This is a genomic window from Psychrobacter sp. Pi2-52 (assembly GCF_904846705.1).
GTDB lineage: Bacteria > Pseudomonadota > Gammaproteobacteria > Pseudomonadales > Moraxellaceae > Psychrobacter.
The window spans coordinates 13180-29088 of the sequence record NZ_CAJHBS010000020.1; the positions used below are offsets into that span (position 1 = coordinate 13180).

The window sequence follows — 15909 nt, forward strand, 5'->3', positions numbered from 1 at the left end:
TAAGTCATAGTGGTGATATTTGAGGCATATAGGGAGTAAGGTATGAATGTTTTGATTAGTGGCGGTTCAGGGTTTTTGGGAAGTGCGTTTAGCCGAGAGTTAATGGCACGGTCTCGCGCACAAAATAAAGACGTGGCGATTACTTGGCTAACTCGTAATAGCGGCCAACCACATCCCGATGATATCAATATGATGACTTATGACGAGCTTGCGATGTCTGATATGAGCTTTGATGTCATATTGAATTTAGCAGGTGCTGGGATTGCTGACTCTCGTTGGAGCGATGAGCGAAAAGAACAGTTGATGGCGAGCCGTATCAAACCTACTCAGTCGATATTGGATTTTATCGCACGTGCTAGCACAAAACCCAAGTTATTGGTGAGCGGATCGGCAATCGGCTGGTATGGTACACAAGGCGATAAGCCACTGACTGAAAACAGCGATTATGAGACGGATTTTGCCCATACATTATGTGATGAATGGGAGCAATTAGCACTTAAAGCGACCAATCACGATGTTCCTGTAGCTATTGTCAGAACAGGTGTGGTTATTCATCCTGAGGGCGGTATGGTGGCTAAATTGTTGCTACCATTTAAATTTGGTGTCGGTGGACAGTTGGGTGATGGACAGCAAATCATGAGCTGGATCAGTCGTGAAGATTGGGTTAGTGCGGTCATCTTTATTATCGAGCAGCAGCTTAAACTTACTAGCGACTCAGATGGTAATCACATTGAAAGCTTAGCCCAAGATAGTACACCTATTAGTGACAGCACTATCAAAACTGCAAACAGTACCGCAAATGATACACATACAGTCGTGTATAACCTTACTGCTCCAAATCCTGTGACCAATCATATTTTTACCAAAGCACTTGGCTCATGGCTACATCGCCCTACGTTTTTTACTTTACCAGAGTTTTTGCTTAAGCTGATGTTTGGCGAAATGTCGACCCTACTTATCGATGGTCAAAAAGTGCTGCCACAAGCGCTATTAGATGCAGGTTATTCGTTCAAACATTCAACACTCCAGCAGGCGTTAGAAAACCAAAAATAGTTATATAGTGGTTGTTTCATGTGAAACATTACAAACCATCTTCTGATAATCAATTACTGAACCGTATTTATGTCTAAGGGCAGTCCATGCGTTACGCATTTTTCTTCACTATCTTTCTGCTATTACAGTTATTTAGCTTAGGTACAGTATTGAGCATACAGTGGTGGCTCCAGCCTTGGATAACGCCAACATTACAGACCATGATATGGGCCAGTGTATTCATTATTACTAATGGCCTATTAGTATTGAGCGTAAAAAGAGCATTTGCTAACAGTTATCGTTGGATTAGTGGGTGGATGCTAATCATGCATTTTATGATACTGACGGCGTTGGCAGTGAGTCTATTCTACGGAGGGTATCTGCTAGTAGTTGCTTTATCAGGTAGTACGTTACACCAATCGAATGAAATGGCTATAGGGCTAAGAGTACTAGCGCTATTCCTATTTTTAGGACTATTTATTTATTCGTTATATAGTGCCTATACCCCTGTTATACGCAAGCTTTCTATTAATATAGATAAACCTTTAACCAAGCCATTACGCATTGCAGTCGCTAGTGACTTGCATATAGGACGATTATTTGGTGTAAAAGCCATAGATAGATTGCAACAACTTATGATTCGCTCTGGTGCAGATATGCTACTAATGCCAGGGGATATTATGGATGATAATACAGAGGCCTTTAATGAATATCATATGGAGCAAAACTTAGCAGAATTGTGCAGTAGTCTGCCACGTGGTGTCTATGCGACATTGGGTAATCATGATTTGTATGGTCATGAGCGACCCATTAGCGAAGCGCTGCAAAATGCAGGTATACAATTGTTGAACGATGAGGTGCTCTATATCGAGCACGAGGGTCAACCAGTATGGTTAGTTGGACGTTTTGATAATCATAAACGTCAACGTGTAGCAACTACCGATCTGCTGACGCAAGTAGATACGTCGCAGCCAGTGATATTGTTAGACCATAGACCGAGTGATATAGATAATCACAGTCAATTACCTATAGATTTACAAGTCTCGGGACATACCCACAACGGTCAAGTATTCCCCGCTAATTTCATCGTCAATGCTATTAATAGATTAGGCTATGGCTATGAGCAGATTGGTAAAGGGCACTTCGTCGTGTCCTCTGGTTATGGTTTTTGGGGCATTCCCTTTCGATTGGGATCGCGCTCAGAGATTTGGTTAATTACACTATCTGGCAATACAAATTGAATATACAAACCGATAATTAGCTAGCAAGCGGTCTATGCAGCTAACCGCGATTGTGTACTGATGATATCACGTACAAAGCTGCTAAACCCAAGAATGATATTGTTTGTCTCTTGTCCAAGGCCTTGGTGAACACTCATAAAGTGAATAAAGCCATGCGGTGCACCAAGCACAGTATAGGTCTCTACAGCAACGCCGTAACCTTTCAGCTGCTTTGCATAAGCAAATGCCTCATCACGTAATACATCGAGCTCAGAAGCTACAATGTAAGTTGGGCAGACTTTACTATTATCACCCAACATAGGTGAGTTCAGTATGTGTAAGCGAGGCAGCGGACTGTTCTCCAAACAAGCAGCATCAAATACTGCTACATCAGCATGATCTAATAGTAGACCCTCACCATATAGCTCCCAACTAGGATAATCTGTTTCAATATCAGTGACTGGGTACAAAGGCATCTGCGCTAGAGGTTCGGGTAGTTTTTCTAATAGATTAAACATTTTCTGTCCATCTAACCCTAGGTCTGCCCATGCGCTTTTGCTCGGTGCGGTCAGCTGCTGCGCAATTAAAGTTGATAAACCACCACCTGCGCTATCACCTGCTAAAACGATACGAGAGGGTAATGCGCCCAATGTGTGACAGTGTTCAACTAACCAATCATACGCAGTGATACAGTCTTTTAATGCTGCTGGAGCAGGACATTCAGGCGCTAAGCGATAATCGACACTAACCACAGACCAGCCAGTCTGCTCACATACTGCATGACAAAACTCATGATGTGTATCGACATCACCAATGCAGAACCCGCCACCATGAAAAAACAGCATGACTGTTTCATCAGGATTATGGATACGTTTTCTTCTAAAACCAGATTTTTTGCCGCCGGCTTTATAACAACGGACAGTCATGTCGCCATCATCAGCATTGGCAATCATTTCATCTTTCCAGCTAACAGGTGAATCACCTTTTTTAGTGAAGGGCTTTATATTGCCTAGCATAGTCGTATTGGCTTGCTGCCATACTCTAGGTGATTGCATGGCTACCGCATCAGCAGTAAATCTCTCACGCAATTCCGGCATTGGGGTTAGTTCTAACGGCGTTTTGAGGTAACTATTTACTGCAAGGATGAGACGTAGATGAGCGTTTGCATGTAGATACTGTTTTGAATTAGGGCCTTTAAGATAACCAATCGCGCCTTCCAAAATAGGGTCTGGTAAGTAGCCGAGACTTTTCATTGCGTAATGCAATGTATGCGGCTGATAGTTTGCCACAGGGTTATAAGCGAGTATTTTCTCTTTAACGCTCAAACGTTTTTCTAATGAGTCATACGCTTTCGCATCTTGATTTGATGATTCTTTTGACACTGGATTTTCTTTTGACGCTAAGTGCAATGTCATCAATGCTTTATTGAGCAAAGTATTGATAGATAAATTTTTTGAATTAGACATAACAGCTCTCATAAATGATTTTTAGCGTGCATTTGAGTGTGGGCGATAATATTTATAGCAATGATAAAATAGCTAGCAGAATAATAGCGTATCGTTTGGTAATAGCTTGATTAATAAGCGTAAAGCAATTGGAATAAATAGTGGTTTTTTGTTCTTTTTGTGAGCAAATATTGAGATTTATTGACATGGAGTAAAAACATTAGATGCATCTCTTTAACCAGACTTCACGAATATTTGTCATAAATGGTAAAAATTCCTTTGCTCTAGGCTTGAAATTTGTCCTTATCACCTTTATCAAGCAGCTATTGAAGCGTATTAAAAAACAATGAGTTAGAAACATCGAGCATTTAATAATGGCATAGTAGGACCAGTAATGATTTGGTCTACTGTGCCGTCTCTTAATATTCATTATTGAAATTTCAAGGAGCTATCATGAGCGAGCAAAACCCGACCCACGAAAATCTTGACCAAAATGTGGCACATGAGAATATTGATCACAATGACAGTATCTTAGAAGAAACCATGAAAGAGTTTGATCCACAGAATAATTCAGGTGAAGAAACGACTATCGAAAACGAAATCAACCTTGATACTTTTAAAGCGCGTATTGCTGAGCTAGAAGGCGAAGTAAAACAAGCCAAAGAAGGTACTGCACGCGCTAATGCTGAAGCTTATAATGCGCAAAAACGCATGGAGCAAGAAGCGGATAAGAGCAAAAAATTCGCACTACAGAAATTTGCTAAAGAATTGTTAGACATCGTTGACAACTTAGAGCGCGCTATCGAAAATGCCGATGCCAATGATCCAGTCGCTGAGGGTGTGCAATTAACGCACAAAGCATTGGTTGCAGTATTGACCAAAAACGGCGTAGAAGTGGTCGATCCACAAGGTGAAAAATTCAATGCTGACTTCCATGAAGCAGTGGGTATTGACCCAGAAGCAGCGGCAGATACAGTTGGTACGGTCTTACAAAAAGGCTATAGCCTAAACGGTCGTCTATTACGTCCAGCTATGGTTCGTGTTGGTCAGTAATATTTTTAGGGCTAAACCCTACTAATATGAAGGTTTTTCACAAAAAATGACATGAAACATAGTTTTTGCGTGATTATTGCCTTGAAAAATACGACGGGTAAACCGATATATAGCAACAAGTGACCGACTACGGTCTGGATAAATAAGTATTTATAGTTAAAAACAAATTAGGAGCAATTGATTATGGGTAAAGTAATTGGTATTGATTTAGGTACTACTAACTCGTGTGTAGCAGTAATGGAAGGTGACAAAGTTAAAGTCATCGAAAATGCTGAAGGTACGCGTACAACACCATCGATCGTCGCCTATAAAGATGACGAAACGCTTGTTGGTCAGTCAGCTAAGCGTCAAGCAGTAACTAATCCAAGCAACACTTTGTTTGCGATCAAGCGTTTGATCGGTCGTCGTTTTGATGACAAAGTCGTGCAAAAAGACATTGGCATGGTTCCTTACAAAATTGCTAAAGCAGACAACGGCGATGCGTGGGTAGAAATCAACGGTAAAAAGCTTGCGCCACCACAGGTTTCTGCTGAAATCTTGAAAAAAATGAAAAAAACAGCAGAAGACTATCTTGGTGAGAGCGTGACTGAAGCAGTTGTAACTGTACCTGCTTATTTCAATGACTCACAGCGTCAAGCAACTAAAGATGCGGGTAAAATTGCTGGTCTTGATGTAAAACGTATCATCAATGAGCCAACTGCTGCTGCACTTGCTTATGGTATGGACAAGAAGCAAGGCGATAGCACTGTTGCTGTATATGACTTAGGTGGTGGTACTTTCGATATCTCAATCATTGAAATTGCAGACGTCGATGGCGAGCAACAGTTCGAAGTACTAGCAACCAACGGTGATACGTTCCTAGGTGGTGAAGACTTTGACTCAGCATTGATTGATTTCTTAGTGGCTGAATTCAAAAAAGAGCAAGACGTTAACCTAAAAGGTGACTCTCTTGCGATGCAGCGTCTAAAAGAAGCGGCTGAAAAAGCGAAGATTGAGCTATCAAGTGCACAAAGCACTGAAGTGAACTTGCCTTATATTACTGCTGATAGCAGTGGTCCTAAGCATTTGGTTGTGACCATCAGTCGCTCAAAACTAGAGAGCTTAACGGAAGAGTTAGTACAGCGCACCATGGGCCCTTGTAAGATTGCCCTTGAAGATGCTGGCCTAAAAATTGGCGATATCAACGATGTAATCTTGGTTGGTGGTCAGACTCGTATGCCACTAGTACAACAAAAAGTACAAGAGTTCTTTGGTCAAGAGCCACGTAAAGACGTGAACCCTGATGAAGCTGTGGCAGCTGGTGCGGCAATCCAAGGCGCGGTATTGTCTGGTGATAAAACTGACGTATTGCTACTTGATGTAACGCCATTGACCCTAGGTATCGAAACGATGGGCGGTGTTATGACGCCAGTTATCGAGAAAAACACCATGATTCCTACCAAGAAATCACAGGTATTCTCAACCGCTGAAGACAACCAGCCAGCAGTAACGATTCAGGTATATCAAGGTGAGCGTAAAATCGCTAACCAAAACAAACTGCTTGGTCGTTTTGACTTGACGGATATCCCACCAGCACCACGTGGCTTACCACAAATCGAAGTGTCTTTTGACATCAACGCTGATGGTATCATGAACATCTCAGCAACTGATAAAGGTACTGGTAAAGCACAAAGTATCCAAATCAAAGCGGATTCTGGTCTGTCGGATGAAGAAGTCGAACAAATGGTTCGCGATGCAGAAGCCAATGCTGCTGAAGATGAGAAGTTCGCTAACCTAGCGCAAGTTCGTAACGAAGCAGATGGTCGTATTCATGCCGTACAAAAAGCGCTGAAAGAAGCAGAAGATAAAGTCACTGATGAAGAAAAATCAACAGTAGAATCTGCGATCACTGAGCTTGAAGCTGCAGCGAAAGAAGATGATCATGACGAAATCAAAGCTAAGCTTGAAGCTTTAGACAATGCATTCTTGCCAATCAGCCAAAAAATCTACGCTGATAGCGGCGCTGGTGCAGAAGGTATGGATCCAAGCCAGTTCCAACAAGGTGCTGACGATGCTGGTAGCAACAAAGCTGATGACGACGTCGTTGATGCTGAGTTCACTGAAGTAGACGAAGACAAAAAATAATACGGCTACTAACTAGTTAAATGAAAAAACGCATCCTTCGGGGTGCGTTTTTTTATGGCTGCTATTTCTAAATGTTGTTATGCCTATTAGCCACAGTTCTTACTAGCCACTATTTTTACTATCAGTTAATAAATTAAGTTTTAAACGCACTCACTATGAGCACTTCATAGGTTAAATTAACCACGAGCTGTCCTATGTCATTCTTTTCTGAGAATTGCTGCCAATAGTCTGACTCAAATTGCTGTAGACGAGATTTTGTCCATACAAAGGTTTGAGTATCTTCTGATTTAGCTTGAGTTTGATTGGTCGATACGCCGGTGAGTTTCATATGTTTTAAGATAGCGTAGGGGGTAGGAAATGGTAAATCAAAGCGCTGAATTGAGAGTTTGATATTCTCAAAGCCAGCACTGTCTAATGCCAATTGCCATTCATTAATATCTGGATAGTAAAGTCCTTGACCCGTGAGAGTTTTGATTTGTAAAAAGTTATTTGGCGTAAAAGTACTAAAGACTAGCTGGCCTCCAGATTGTAGATGCTGCGCTGATTGCGTGACGAAACTCAATGGATTATCAAACCACTGCACGGCATTGGCACTAACTATCAAGCTATGATTTTCTGCTAAATCTATCGTTTCAGCATCGCCGATAATGATCTCAGCAGTCGGCAGTATTGATTGCAATGTAGCAGTCTGCTCACTACATAACTCATTAATGATCCAGTACTCGCTCTGTATATGCTCAGCGAGTAGGCGCGTCATTTGACCTGTGCCTGCACCCACTTCTAGCACACTACTTTGTTCGGTATTAGCAATACTGTCTAATAAGTACTGACAAACGATCTGCTGAACATTGGCATGCTGGTCATAGTCGCTTGCATTGGCAAAGTGGCGAGCGATGGTTTGTTTTCTAACACTGAGGTCATCAGCTGTGTCGAATGTTGTCATAGGCTTCATTATATCCAAGTGCGCCAGTTATCTATCAATAGTAGAAGTAAATTCTTTGTCAAACGATAAAGTTACAACTGCTGTATCAGTCGCGCACAGTCTTCGTTAGTCAGTTTGGCATTCATAACTAAACGAATGCGAGCAGTGTTTGCGGGCACAGTAGGTGGCCTGATAGGTAGCGCGTAAAATCCAGCGGCTTGCAACTGTTGTGCTTTGGCAAGCGTGCGTGCATTGTCGCCCAAGATATAAGGCACAATGGGTGAGTTGTAGCTAATATCTTGGACAGCTGAAGTTACGCGGTGTTGTGGGTCGATGGCCTGACTAAGCATTGTAGACAACTGTGCTAGATGCGCACGTTGGTCAGTTAAGGTTGGCATCTTTGCTAAAATAAATCGTGTCCATGCGTGATTGATAGGAGGAAGTGCAGTGCTAAAAATCAATGGACGCATGGCATTGATCAGCCATTGTTTGACGACCTCATCACACATTATATAAGCACCCATTGAAGCAAATGCCTTACCAAAGGTACCCACCAAATAGTCAATATCAGCCAAGGTATGCGTTTCTTCCGCCAATCCTAGACCTGTATCGCCAAGCACTCCAATAGCATGTGCTTCATCGACATACAGCTCAATACGAGCATCTTTGGATTTTAATTGTACTAGTTCAGGCAAGTCAGCACGGTCACCATCCATACTAAATATACTCTCGGTGACAATAATGATGCGTTCAACCGTCTCGTCTGCTTGTTCAATAAACTTGGCCAAATGTTCGTAATCGTTGTGACGGTAACGTCGATAGGTAACAAGTTTACTTTGGCTCAAGCGCATCCCATCGATAATGCTGGCATGTACTAGCTTGTCAGCCAGAATGAGTGTTTTGACTGGCAAAGTTGTTAATGCTGGCAAGATACCTAGGTTGGCGTGATAGCCACTATTTAAGACCAGCACCGACTTTGAATCGGCTAAACTCTGTTTTTCTATGGCGCTTTGATACCAATTTTGCAGTTCTTCTTCTAGGGCTTCTAACTGTATATCGTTGCCTGTCAGTAGGCGTGAGGAGGTGGCACTCATTTTAGGAGTGTGTGTAGTAGATAGCTGTCCCACTTGAGTAAGAAACTCAGCTTGCATCTCGGTATCGCCGCCTAAACCCAGATAATCATTACTCGCAATATTAAGTAAAGCTTTACCTGCATTAACGACGTATCGGCCATCGTGCTGCAGATCTGGTAATTGGCGGTACTGCTGCTTTGCTTTTAAGTCTGCAAGTGCAGTTTGTAAGCGCTCAGTGATAGAATTTTGCATTTTTTCTCTCTAATTATTGTTATATCAGCCATATTTAGCCGATTTATCTAGCAAGAAAACTGTGAAATGAGTACGGATTATTGCATAAACTGGGTGGATGTAACAAAAGGTTTCATATCTAGGCCTTTGTAACCCGAGCACTGACAAATGCTTTCAAATCTTAACTCTCATACCATTAAACACTGACAGAGTGTCTGAAATAGTTTGTTACTATGTACCCATCGTTAGCAAACAAGGCGATACGGCCAAATGGTCAATACAACTAAATAACTTGTTTGTCCAAATTTACTTGAAGGAGCTAATAATGAAAACTCTACAAAAAACAATACTTGCACTAGCAACTGGTTCTTTACTTTCTGTAGGCGCACAAGCCGCTGTTAACTATGGCAATGGCTACACAGGTCAGCCATATGTTGCTGCTAAAGTTGGTCAGTTCGATCTAGATATCGATGGTGCAGATGATCCAACTGCATATGGTGTAACTGCTGGTTATAACTTTGATCCTAATTTCGGTGTAGAAGCAGAATATGTAGGTTCAGATGATGCTGACTATAGAGGCGGTGACATCGATGCTAAAACATACGGCGCTTATGGTACTTACCGTTATGCATTCCCAAATAGCGGCTTATACGCAAAAGGTAAGCTAGGTGTTGCAAAAACTGAAGTAGAAGCATCTAATACTACTTTAGGTTTATACGACGGTTCAAAAGACGATACTAACCTTGCTGGCGGTGTAGGTCTTGGTTATGCAGTAAACTCTGACTTCAGTGTTGAAGCTGAATACGATATGCTAGGCGATGATAGAGATCTTATGACTGTTGGCGCACAGCTAAAATTCTAATGACTTAGAAAACAAGCTTTTAGCTAAACAGCTATAATAAAGAAACGATCACTTTAAGTGGTCGTTTCTTTTCGTTTAAAACTTATAGAAACATATGTTTACTTTATCAAACATTTTGGTATGATACCTCTACTACTAATAGCAAGTAGAAAATAGTTGAGTATCATTTGATATCAAACACATTATTTGTTTATTGAATCCACAGTTGAGAAAAGTATATGAAAAATCTACAAAAGGCTTTAATCGCAGTAATCGCTAGTTCAGTAATGACGATGAGCGCACAAGCAGCTGTTAATTATGCAGGCCAACCGTATGCTGGTGTTAAAGTTGGTCAATATAGCCCAGATGACGTAGATGATGATGCAGTATCATACGGTGTTTACGGTGGCTACAAGTTTACTCCAAACCTTGGTGTTGAAGCTGAATATCTAACCACTGGTGATGCTGATGCCTTTAAAGATGAGTCTGGAACTTCAGAATATAGCGCTGATGTTTACGGTTTATACGCTACTTATGACTATATGTTCCCCAATACCGCTTTGTATGCGAAGGGTCGTCTAGGCGTTGCTAAAAATAAAATTGATGTAGATGATTTTAATACTGATATCGATGAGGAAGATGAAAGTTTTAGCTATTCTGACACAGGTATATCTGGTGGTTTAGGACTCGGATACAACATTACCCCTATGGCAACTATGGAGGTTATGTACAACGTTTATCCTACTATTGACGCTGATGGCGATGATGTAGATGTAAATGGCTTTACATTAGGCGCACATTTCAAATTCTAGTATAGATTTGAATTCAGTTAATAGAACGATCACTTCAAGTGGTCGTTTTTTTTACTTGAAATTTATGATGAAGCTTTTAGGGTAATAATTTATAAGTAGCTCACCAATAATATATCATTACTGTTAAAGCGTTGTTATCCTTAAAAATGTGCTACATTAAAAACTGGAATGATAAAGATAGGAATGGTGGCAAGGATGGAGATACTTTGGGTGATTGAACCTTGGCATTGGTTAGTATTAGGCTTCTTATTATTAATTGTTGAGATGTTTGTACCGACGTTTGCCAGTTTGTGGTTTGGCGCCGCTGCCATCATCGTTGCAGCGCTATCATGGCTGCTACCTATTTCTGTCTCTGTCCAGATTATCGTCTGGTTAGTGCTCTCTGCTGTGTTTTTGCTGGCTTGGTTTAAGTTTATCAAACCGTTGTCAGTAGATCGTACCAAAGCTGGGCTAGGCGGTAGTGTCATAGTCGGTGAGGTGGGGATGATTATCGTGTCACCGCAGCTAGATAAAGCTGGCACAGTTAGATTTAGTGTTCCTATCGTTGGTGCGGCTGAATGGATGTGCCGTACGAGAGGGGAGCAGGTGGCAATCGGCGATAGAGTGGTAGTGACGGATATCGTGGGTAACGAGCTGATTGTGAGCAGTACAAAAGCGCAGGCAGCGATGCATAAAAGTATGCAGGTATAATAATAAGGGATGAGTTATGGAAAGCTTTAGTATTGTCATGGTGGTATTGATTGCACTGGTGGTATTCACCGTGTTTAAAGGCGTACGTATTGTACCGCAAGGTTATAAATGGGTAGTGCAGAGACTGGGCAAATATAGCCAAACGCTAGAGCCTGGACTCAACCTCATCATCCCTTATGTAGATGATGTGGCTTATAAGGTAACGACCAAAGACATCGTACTTGATATTCCGTCACAAGAAGTCATTACTCGTGACAACGTCGTTATCATTGCAAACGCTGTCGCTTATATTAATATCGTGCGTCCTGATAAAGCGGTCTATGGTATTGAAGATTATGAATACGGTATCCGTAATCTGGTGCAAACATCGCTACGTTCGATCATTGGTGAGATGGATCTTGATAGCGCATTGTCTAGTCGCGACGAGATCAAAACCAAGCTAAAACATGCGATTTCAGAAGATATCGCAGATTGGGGTATTACCCTTAAGACGGTAGAGATTCAAGATATTAATCCTTCGCAGACCATGCAAGCATCCATGGAAGAGCAAGCAGCGGCAGAGCGTTTACGCCGTGCAACCGTGACCCGTGCTGATGGTCAAAAGCAAGCTGCTATCTTAGAAGCGGATGGTCGCTTGGAGGCTTCACGCCGTGATGCTGAAGCGCAGGTGGTACTAGCCAAAGGTTCTGAAGAATCGATTCGTTTGATTACTAGTGCGATGGGTGAGGAAGAGATGCCGATTGTATACTTACTTGGTGAGCAATATATCAAGGCGATACGAGAGTTGGCTGAGTCCGATAACTCCAAAATGGTGGTACTACCAGCAGATATCTTAAGTACCGTAAAAGGTATGGTCGGTGATAAATTAAAAGTTTAAAAAGTCACAGCAATAATAAAAAAAGACCTCGCTTGAGGTCTTTTTTATGTTTAATAATTGAGGAATGACTCGCTAACTTAGATAACTTTCGAAAAGCGGTTTTGATGTTTCTTTTCTAAATATTCATCAAATACCATGGCGACGTTACGGCCAAGCAAGCGACCTCTAGGTAAGACGCGGATACCTGCTGCATCCATATCAATCAGTCTATCGTCTTGCATAGCGCCCAACTGCTGAATCTCATTAATAAAATAGGTGATGGCATCGATACCAAATTTTTGATTCACATCTTTAAAATCGAGATAGTCATGACATAGTAGGTTCATGATGACGTACTCACGCAAGCGGTCTTTGATAGAGGTTTTTATATACTTTACCGCAGGCATGACAGTCGGATTGATTTTAGCCATATCAATCTTGGCTTGATAGCTCTGTAGATCAGTATCGTTTTGCAACATATAGCGCGTATTGGCATTAGAAATTTGACTGATTGATGAGACACCAAAACCTAATAAGTCACAATCTCCCATGATGGTGTAACCCTGAAAGTTACGATGTAATTTGCCTTCACGCTGTGCGACAGCCAATTCATCATCAGGTTTGGCAAAATGATCGATACCGATATATTGATAGCCAGCTTCGGTCAATGTGTTAACAGTACTGCCGAGCATCGTCAGTTTGGCAATTGGGCTAGGCAAATATTCATCTTTTATCTGACGCTGGGCTTTAAATCGCTCAGGCAAATGCGCATAGTTAAAGACCGATAGGCGGTCTGGCGACATCTCGATGATACGATTTACGGTTTTGTCCAACGTATCAGGCGTTTGATGCGGCAAACCATAAATCAAATCAATATTAATAGAGCGAAAACCAAGCTCACGTGCTTCTGTTAGCACGCTTTCAATAAGCTCTGCTGAGTGCACACGATTAACGGCGATTTGCACCGTTTCATCCAAGTCCTGCACCCCTAAGCTAATACGGTTGAAACCGAGATTACGCAGTATCTTTAGAGTGTTTTCACTCAGCTCACGAGGGTCAATCTCAATAGAGTAGTCACCTTCATCTTCTGGCAAAAAATCAAACTGAGTCTGTAAAAACTCCCATAACTGCACCATCTCTTCGTCATGCAAAAACGTTGGCGTACCACCGCCCAAATGTAGTTGTTTGACCAATAGTTTGTCGCTGCCTTCTGGCGTAGATAACAGGCGGCGCTTATGGGTAATTTCAGCGATTAAATACTGCAAGTAATCACCAGAATCGCTATTTTTTTTGGTAATAATCTTATTACAAGCACAGTAGTAGCAAAGGTGACGACAAAACGGAATATGAAAATATAAGGATAAGGGAGCACGCGCTTCACGGTTTTGCAGGATTTTCGTCTCAAGACCGATAGCTTCAAAGCTGTTTGTTTTAAAGTTATCTGGTATTGGCGCGAACTCTAGGGCAGTCGGATAAGAGGTATAACGTGGCCCTGAGCGATTGTACTTATTGATGATTGCCTCATCAAATGCTGGTAGCTGCTTGCTAGTAATGCTGCCGCGTGTACTGGCATAAGGGTTGTCAGGTTGCATAACAGGGCGCACAGTCGTGGGCGGCTCGTCCGCACGGTTGTAGGGCTGCTGAGTGTTCTGTTCTGAATAGTCTGTCATGCGATATTCCTCGTTTTTACTCTAGATACTGCTGGTTTCTGGATTAACAATGATTTCGGATTTGGTGTTTATTTTTCGCTTGTATAAATGATTAATAATAAGATTCGAATACATCATTGGCAGCAGTATGTATCGCTAAATGTATAATAGATAGTATAACAAATCCTTGTTAGCAGTGGGGTGGTCGGTGAGTATTCTTAATTATTGAAGTAGAGCGTTATTTATACATAAAAAACCTCAGAACGACGCTGAGGTTTTGGTGATTCTCTCTACACCAGCAATAAAACACGACGTTTGCGCGTTGATAAATAATACTTTATTATCAATGACACTCTGTATTAGGAAGATGCTGATGTCGTTTGCCCAAGTCTATACCCGTTCGGTGGTTGGTCTGCATGCTCCCAAGGTCATCATTGAAGTGCATCTATCGCAAGGATTACCTGCATTGACCATCGTTGGGCTGCCTGAGGCCGCCGTGCGTGAGAGTAAAGACAGGGTACGCTCTGCTATTCTCAATTCAGGTTTTCAGTTTCCTAACCGCCGCCTCACGATCAATTTAGCCCCTGCTGATTTGCCTAAAGATGGCGCGCGTTTAGACTTACCAATTGCTATCGGCATACTGGCAGCAAGCGGACAGCTTGAGCCAGAGGTACTATCAGGATATGAGTTTATTGGCGAGTTAGCGCTCAATGGTCAATTGCGACAAGTAACCGGTAGTTTGGCAGTTGCACGTGCAATCAAAGCGGAAAAACTAGCACTAGCATTGTCGCAAGTAGCAGCGAGTGACCAAGAGCAAAATAATCCCGATAACTCACCGCCGATAACACCGCAACTGATCGTGCCGATTGATAATGGTCATGAGGCCAGCCGCGTTGATGGCGTAACGATACTAGCTGCTCAGAGTCTAAAAGCAGTTTGCGACCATCTGCAGTCGCTCGTTGACCCAGGTGCAAGCTATGAGAGTTTAGCCGTGGTACAGCCAAGTCCTGCACAGCAGCATGTTGGCTATCAAGTGGATTTAGCTGACGTCAAAGGACAGCACCATGCTCGGCGCGCGTTAGAGATTGCCGCTGCGGGTGGTCATTCATTGTTATTTACAGGGCCACCCGGTTCTGGCAAGACGCTCATGGCATCACGATTGCCAACGATATTGCCAGACTTGAGTGATGAGGATGCGCTAGAGGTTGCCAGTACGTATTCGGTGGCAGACAGCGACTACGACTATGGGACGCGACCATTTAGACAAGTGCATCATACGATCTCGGCAGTAGCACTAGTCGGTGGTGGTTCACGGCCAAAACCGGGCGAGATTACGCTAGCTAATAAAGGGGTATTGTTCCTTGATGAGTTACCAGAATTTGATCGGAGCGTGCTTGAAGTATTACGCCAGCCGTTAGAAGCCAAACAAATTACTATTAGCCGTGCTAACTCTCAAATGACCTTTCCGGCGAATTTTCAACTGGTTGCCGCGATGAACCCTTGCCCATGTGGCTATAATGGCGATACATCAGGACGTTGTCGCTGTCGACCTGAGCAGATCAAACGCTATCAAGATAAGTTATCTGGTCCTCTCTTAGATCGTATTGATTTGCATATCACCGTGCCTGCGTTACCGATTGCCGATCTGCAGAATAGTCAGGTAGGTGAAACCTCCAAGCAAGTACGGGCTCGCGTGGTAGTCGCGCACCAGCATCAAATGCAGCGCCAGCAAAAGGTTAATAATGAGCTTAGCCCTAGCGAAATCGATGAATATATCCAGCTAGGCGACAATGAAAAGCAGTTATTGCAACTTGCTCAGCAGCGCTTGAATCTGTCCGCTCGTGGTTATCATCGAGTGCTAAGAGTAGCGCGTACAATCGCGGATTTGGCTAACAGTACCGATATCAACAGCGCCCACGTATCTGAGGCGCTGAGCTATCGCAGTAAAGCGTAATCTCTGT

13 protein-coding genes are annotated in these 15909 nt (G+C 42.5%); 9 read left to right on the top strand and 4 right to left on the bottom strand.

The window, feature by feature from the left end:
- The first annotated feature begins 42 nt into the window (after window positions 1-42).
- Together JMY00_RS10685 and JMY00_RS10690 are read left to right on the top strand one after the other, a co-directional pair.
- Complete coding sequence (locus JMY00_RS10685) at window positions 43-1053, top strand: TIGR01777 family oxidoreductase (protein WP_201580137.1); 1011 nt, start codon at window positions 43-45, stop codon at window positions 1051-1053.
- Between the two features lie 86 nt (window positions 1054-1139).
- A complete protein-coding gene (locus JMY00_RS10690) occupies window positions 1140-2273 on the top strand; it encodes a metallophosphoesterase (protein WP_201580138.1) in 1134 nt (377 codons plus the stop codon).
- Between the two features lie 32 nt (window positions 2274-2305).
- On the opposite strand, the gene JMY00_RS10695 is transcribed toward JMY00_RS10690, so the two are convergent.
- Window positions 2306-3718 (bottom strand): alpha/beta hydrolase, encoded by a 1413-nt coding sequence (locus JMY00_RS10695; RefSeq protein ID WP_201580139.1) that lies wholly within the window; start codon window positions 3716-3718, stop codon window positions 2306-2308.
- Between the two features lie 432 nt (window positions 3719-4150).
- Here JMY00_RS10695 and grpE point away from each other — a divergent pair, with 432 nt between their 5' ends.
- Entirely contained in the window at window positions 4151-4750 is a 600-nt protein-coding gene (gene grpE, locus JMY00_RS10700; RefSeq protein ID WP_201580140.1) for a nucleotide exchange factor GrpE, read from the top strand.
- Window positions 4751-4933: 183 nt separating this feature from the next.
- Window positions 4934-6874 carry a molecular chaperone DnaK gene (gene dnaK, locus JMY00_RS10705; RefSeq protein WP_201580141.1) on the top strand — a complete coding sequence of 647 codons (1941 nt, stop codon included), beginning with the start codon at window positions 4934-4936 and terminating at the stop codon, window positions 6872-6874.
- Between the two features lie 133 nt (window positions 6875-7007).
- Here the strand turns inward: dnaK and JMY00_RS10710 are convergent, their stop codons facing one another.
- On the bottom strand, window positions 7008-7817 hold the full coding sequence (locus JMY00_RS10710; RefSeq protein WP_240990731.1) for a methyltransferase domain-containing protein: 810 nt from the start codon (window positions 7815-7817) through the stop codon (window positions 7008-7010).
- A 71-nt stretch (window positions 7818-7888) separates the two neighbouring features.
- Window positions 7889-9121 (bottom strand): 8-amino-7-oxononanoate synthase, encoded by a 1233-nt coding sequence (locus JMY00_RS10715; RefSeq protein WP_201580143.1) that lies wholly within the window; start codon window positions 9119-9121, stop codon window positions 7889-7891.
- A gap of 304 nt (window positions 9122-9425) precedes the next feature.
- On the opposite strand from JMY00_RS10715, the gene JMY00_RS10720 reads away from it, so the two are divergent.
- From JMY00_RS10720 to JMY00_RS10735, 4 genes are all read left to right on the top strand, one after another.
- Window positions 9426-9962, top strand: a complete 537-nt coding sequence (locus JMY00_RS10720) for a porin family protein (RefSeq protein WP_201580144.1) — start codon at window positions 9426-9428, stop codon at window positions 9960-9962.
- 218 nt (window positions 9963-10180) lie between these two features.
- Window positions 10181-10753: a porin family protein gene (locus tag JMY00_RS10725; RefSeq protein ID WP_201580145.1), complete on the top strand. Its 573-nt coding sequence runs from the start codon at window positions 10181-10183 to the stop codon at window positions 10751-10753.
- A gap of 195 nt (window positions 10754-10948) precedes the next feature.
- Window positions 10949-11443 carry an NfeD family protein gene (locus tag JMY00_RS10730; protein ID WP_201580146.1) on the top strand — a complete coding sequence of 165 codons (495 nt, stop codon included), beginning with the start codon at window positions 10949-10951 and terminating at the stop codon, window positions 11441-11443.
- Window positions 11444-11459: 16 nt separating this feature from the next.
- Complete coding sequence (locus JMY00_RS10735) at window positions 11460-12320, top strand: SPFH domain-containing protein (RefSeq protein WP_201580147.1); 861 nt, start codon at window positions 11460-11462, stop codon at window positions 12318-12320.
- A 77-nt stretch (window positions 12321-12397) separates the two neighbouring features.
- Here JMY00_RS10735 and hemN read toward each other — a convergent pair whose 3' ends face one another.
- Window positions 12398-13969 carry an oxygen-independent coproporphyrinogen III oxidase gene (gene hemN, locus JMY00_RS10740; protein ID WP_201580148.1) on the bottom strand — a complete coding sequence of 524 codons (1572 nt, stop codon included), beginning with the start codon at window positions 13967-13969 and terminating at the stop codon, window positions 12398-12400.
- A 352-nt stretch (window positions 13970-14321) separates the two neighbouring features.
- Here hemN and JMY00_RS10745 point away from each other — a divergent pair, with 352 nt between their 5' ends.
- The gene (locus tag JMY00_RS10745; RefSeq protein ID WP_201580149.1) at window positions 14322-15902 is read left to right on the top strand and encodes a YifB family Mg chelatase-like AAA ATPase; all 1581 of its coding nucleotides are present in this window, start codon (window positions 14322-14324) and stop codon (window positions 15900-15902) included.
- Window positions 15903-15909: the final 7 nt, after the last annotated feature.

Excerpts from the sequence above, each read along its gene's own strand:
- JMY00_RS10685 (WP_201580137.1), top strand. The coding sequence starts at position 43 with ATGAATGTTTTGATTAGTGGCGGTTCAGGGTTTTTGGGAAGTGCGTTT.
- JMY00_RS10690 (WP_201580138.1), top strand. The coding sequence starts at position 1,140 with ATGCGTTACGCATTTTTCTTCACTATCTTTCTGCTATTACAGTTATTT.
- JMY00_RS10695 (WP_201580139.1), bottom strand. The coding sequence starts at position 3,718 with ATGTCTAATTCAAAAAATTTATCTATCAATACTTTGCTCAATAAAGCA.
- grpE (WP_201580140.1), top strand. The coding sequence starts at position 4,151 with ATGAGCGAGCAAAACCCGACCCACGAAAATCTTGACCAAAATGTGGCA.
- dnaK (WP_201580141.1), top strand. The coding sequence starts at position 4,934 with ATGGGTAAAGTAATTGGTATTGATTTAGGTACTACTAACTCGTGTGTA.
- JMY00_RS10710 (WP_240990731.1), bottom strand. The coding sequence starts at position 7,817 with ATGACAACATTCGACACAGCTGATGACCTCAGTGTTAGAAAACAAACC.
- JMY00_RS10715 (WP_201580143.1), bottom strand. The coding sequence starts at position 9,121 with ATGCAAAATTCTATCACTGAGCGCTTACAAACTGCACTTGCAGACTTA.
- JMY00_RS10720 (WP_201580144.1), top strand. The coding sequence starts at position 9,426 with ATGAAAACTCTACAAAAAACAATACTTGCACTAGCAACTGGTTCTTTA.
- JMY00_RS10725 (WP_201580145.1), top strand. The coding sequence starts at position 10,181 with ATGAAAAATCTACAAAAGGCTTTAATCGCAGTAATCGCTAGTTCAGTA.
- JMY00_RS10730 (WP_201580146.1), top strand. The coding sequence starts at position 10,949 with ATGGAGATACTTTGGGTGATTGAACCTTGGCATTGGTTAGTATTAGGC.
- JMY00_RS10735 (WP_201580147.1), top strand. The coding sequence starts at position 11,460 with ATGGAAAGCTTTAGTATTGTCATGGTGGTATTGATTGCACTGGTGGTA.
- hemN (WP_201580148.1), bottom strand. The coding sequence starts at position 13,969 with ATGACAGACTATTCAGAACAGAACACTCAGCAGCCCTACAACCGTGCG.
- JMY00_RS10745 (WP_201580149.1), top strand. The coding sequence starts at position 14,322 with ATGTCGTTTGCCCAAGTCTATACCCGTTCGGTGGTTGGTCTGCATGCT.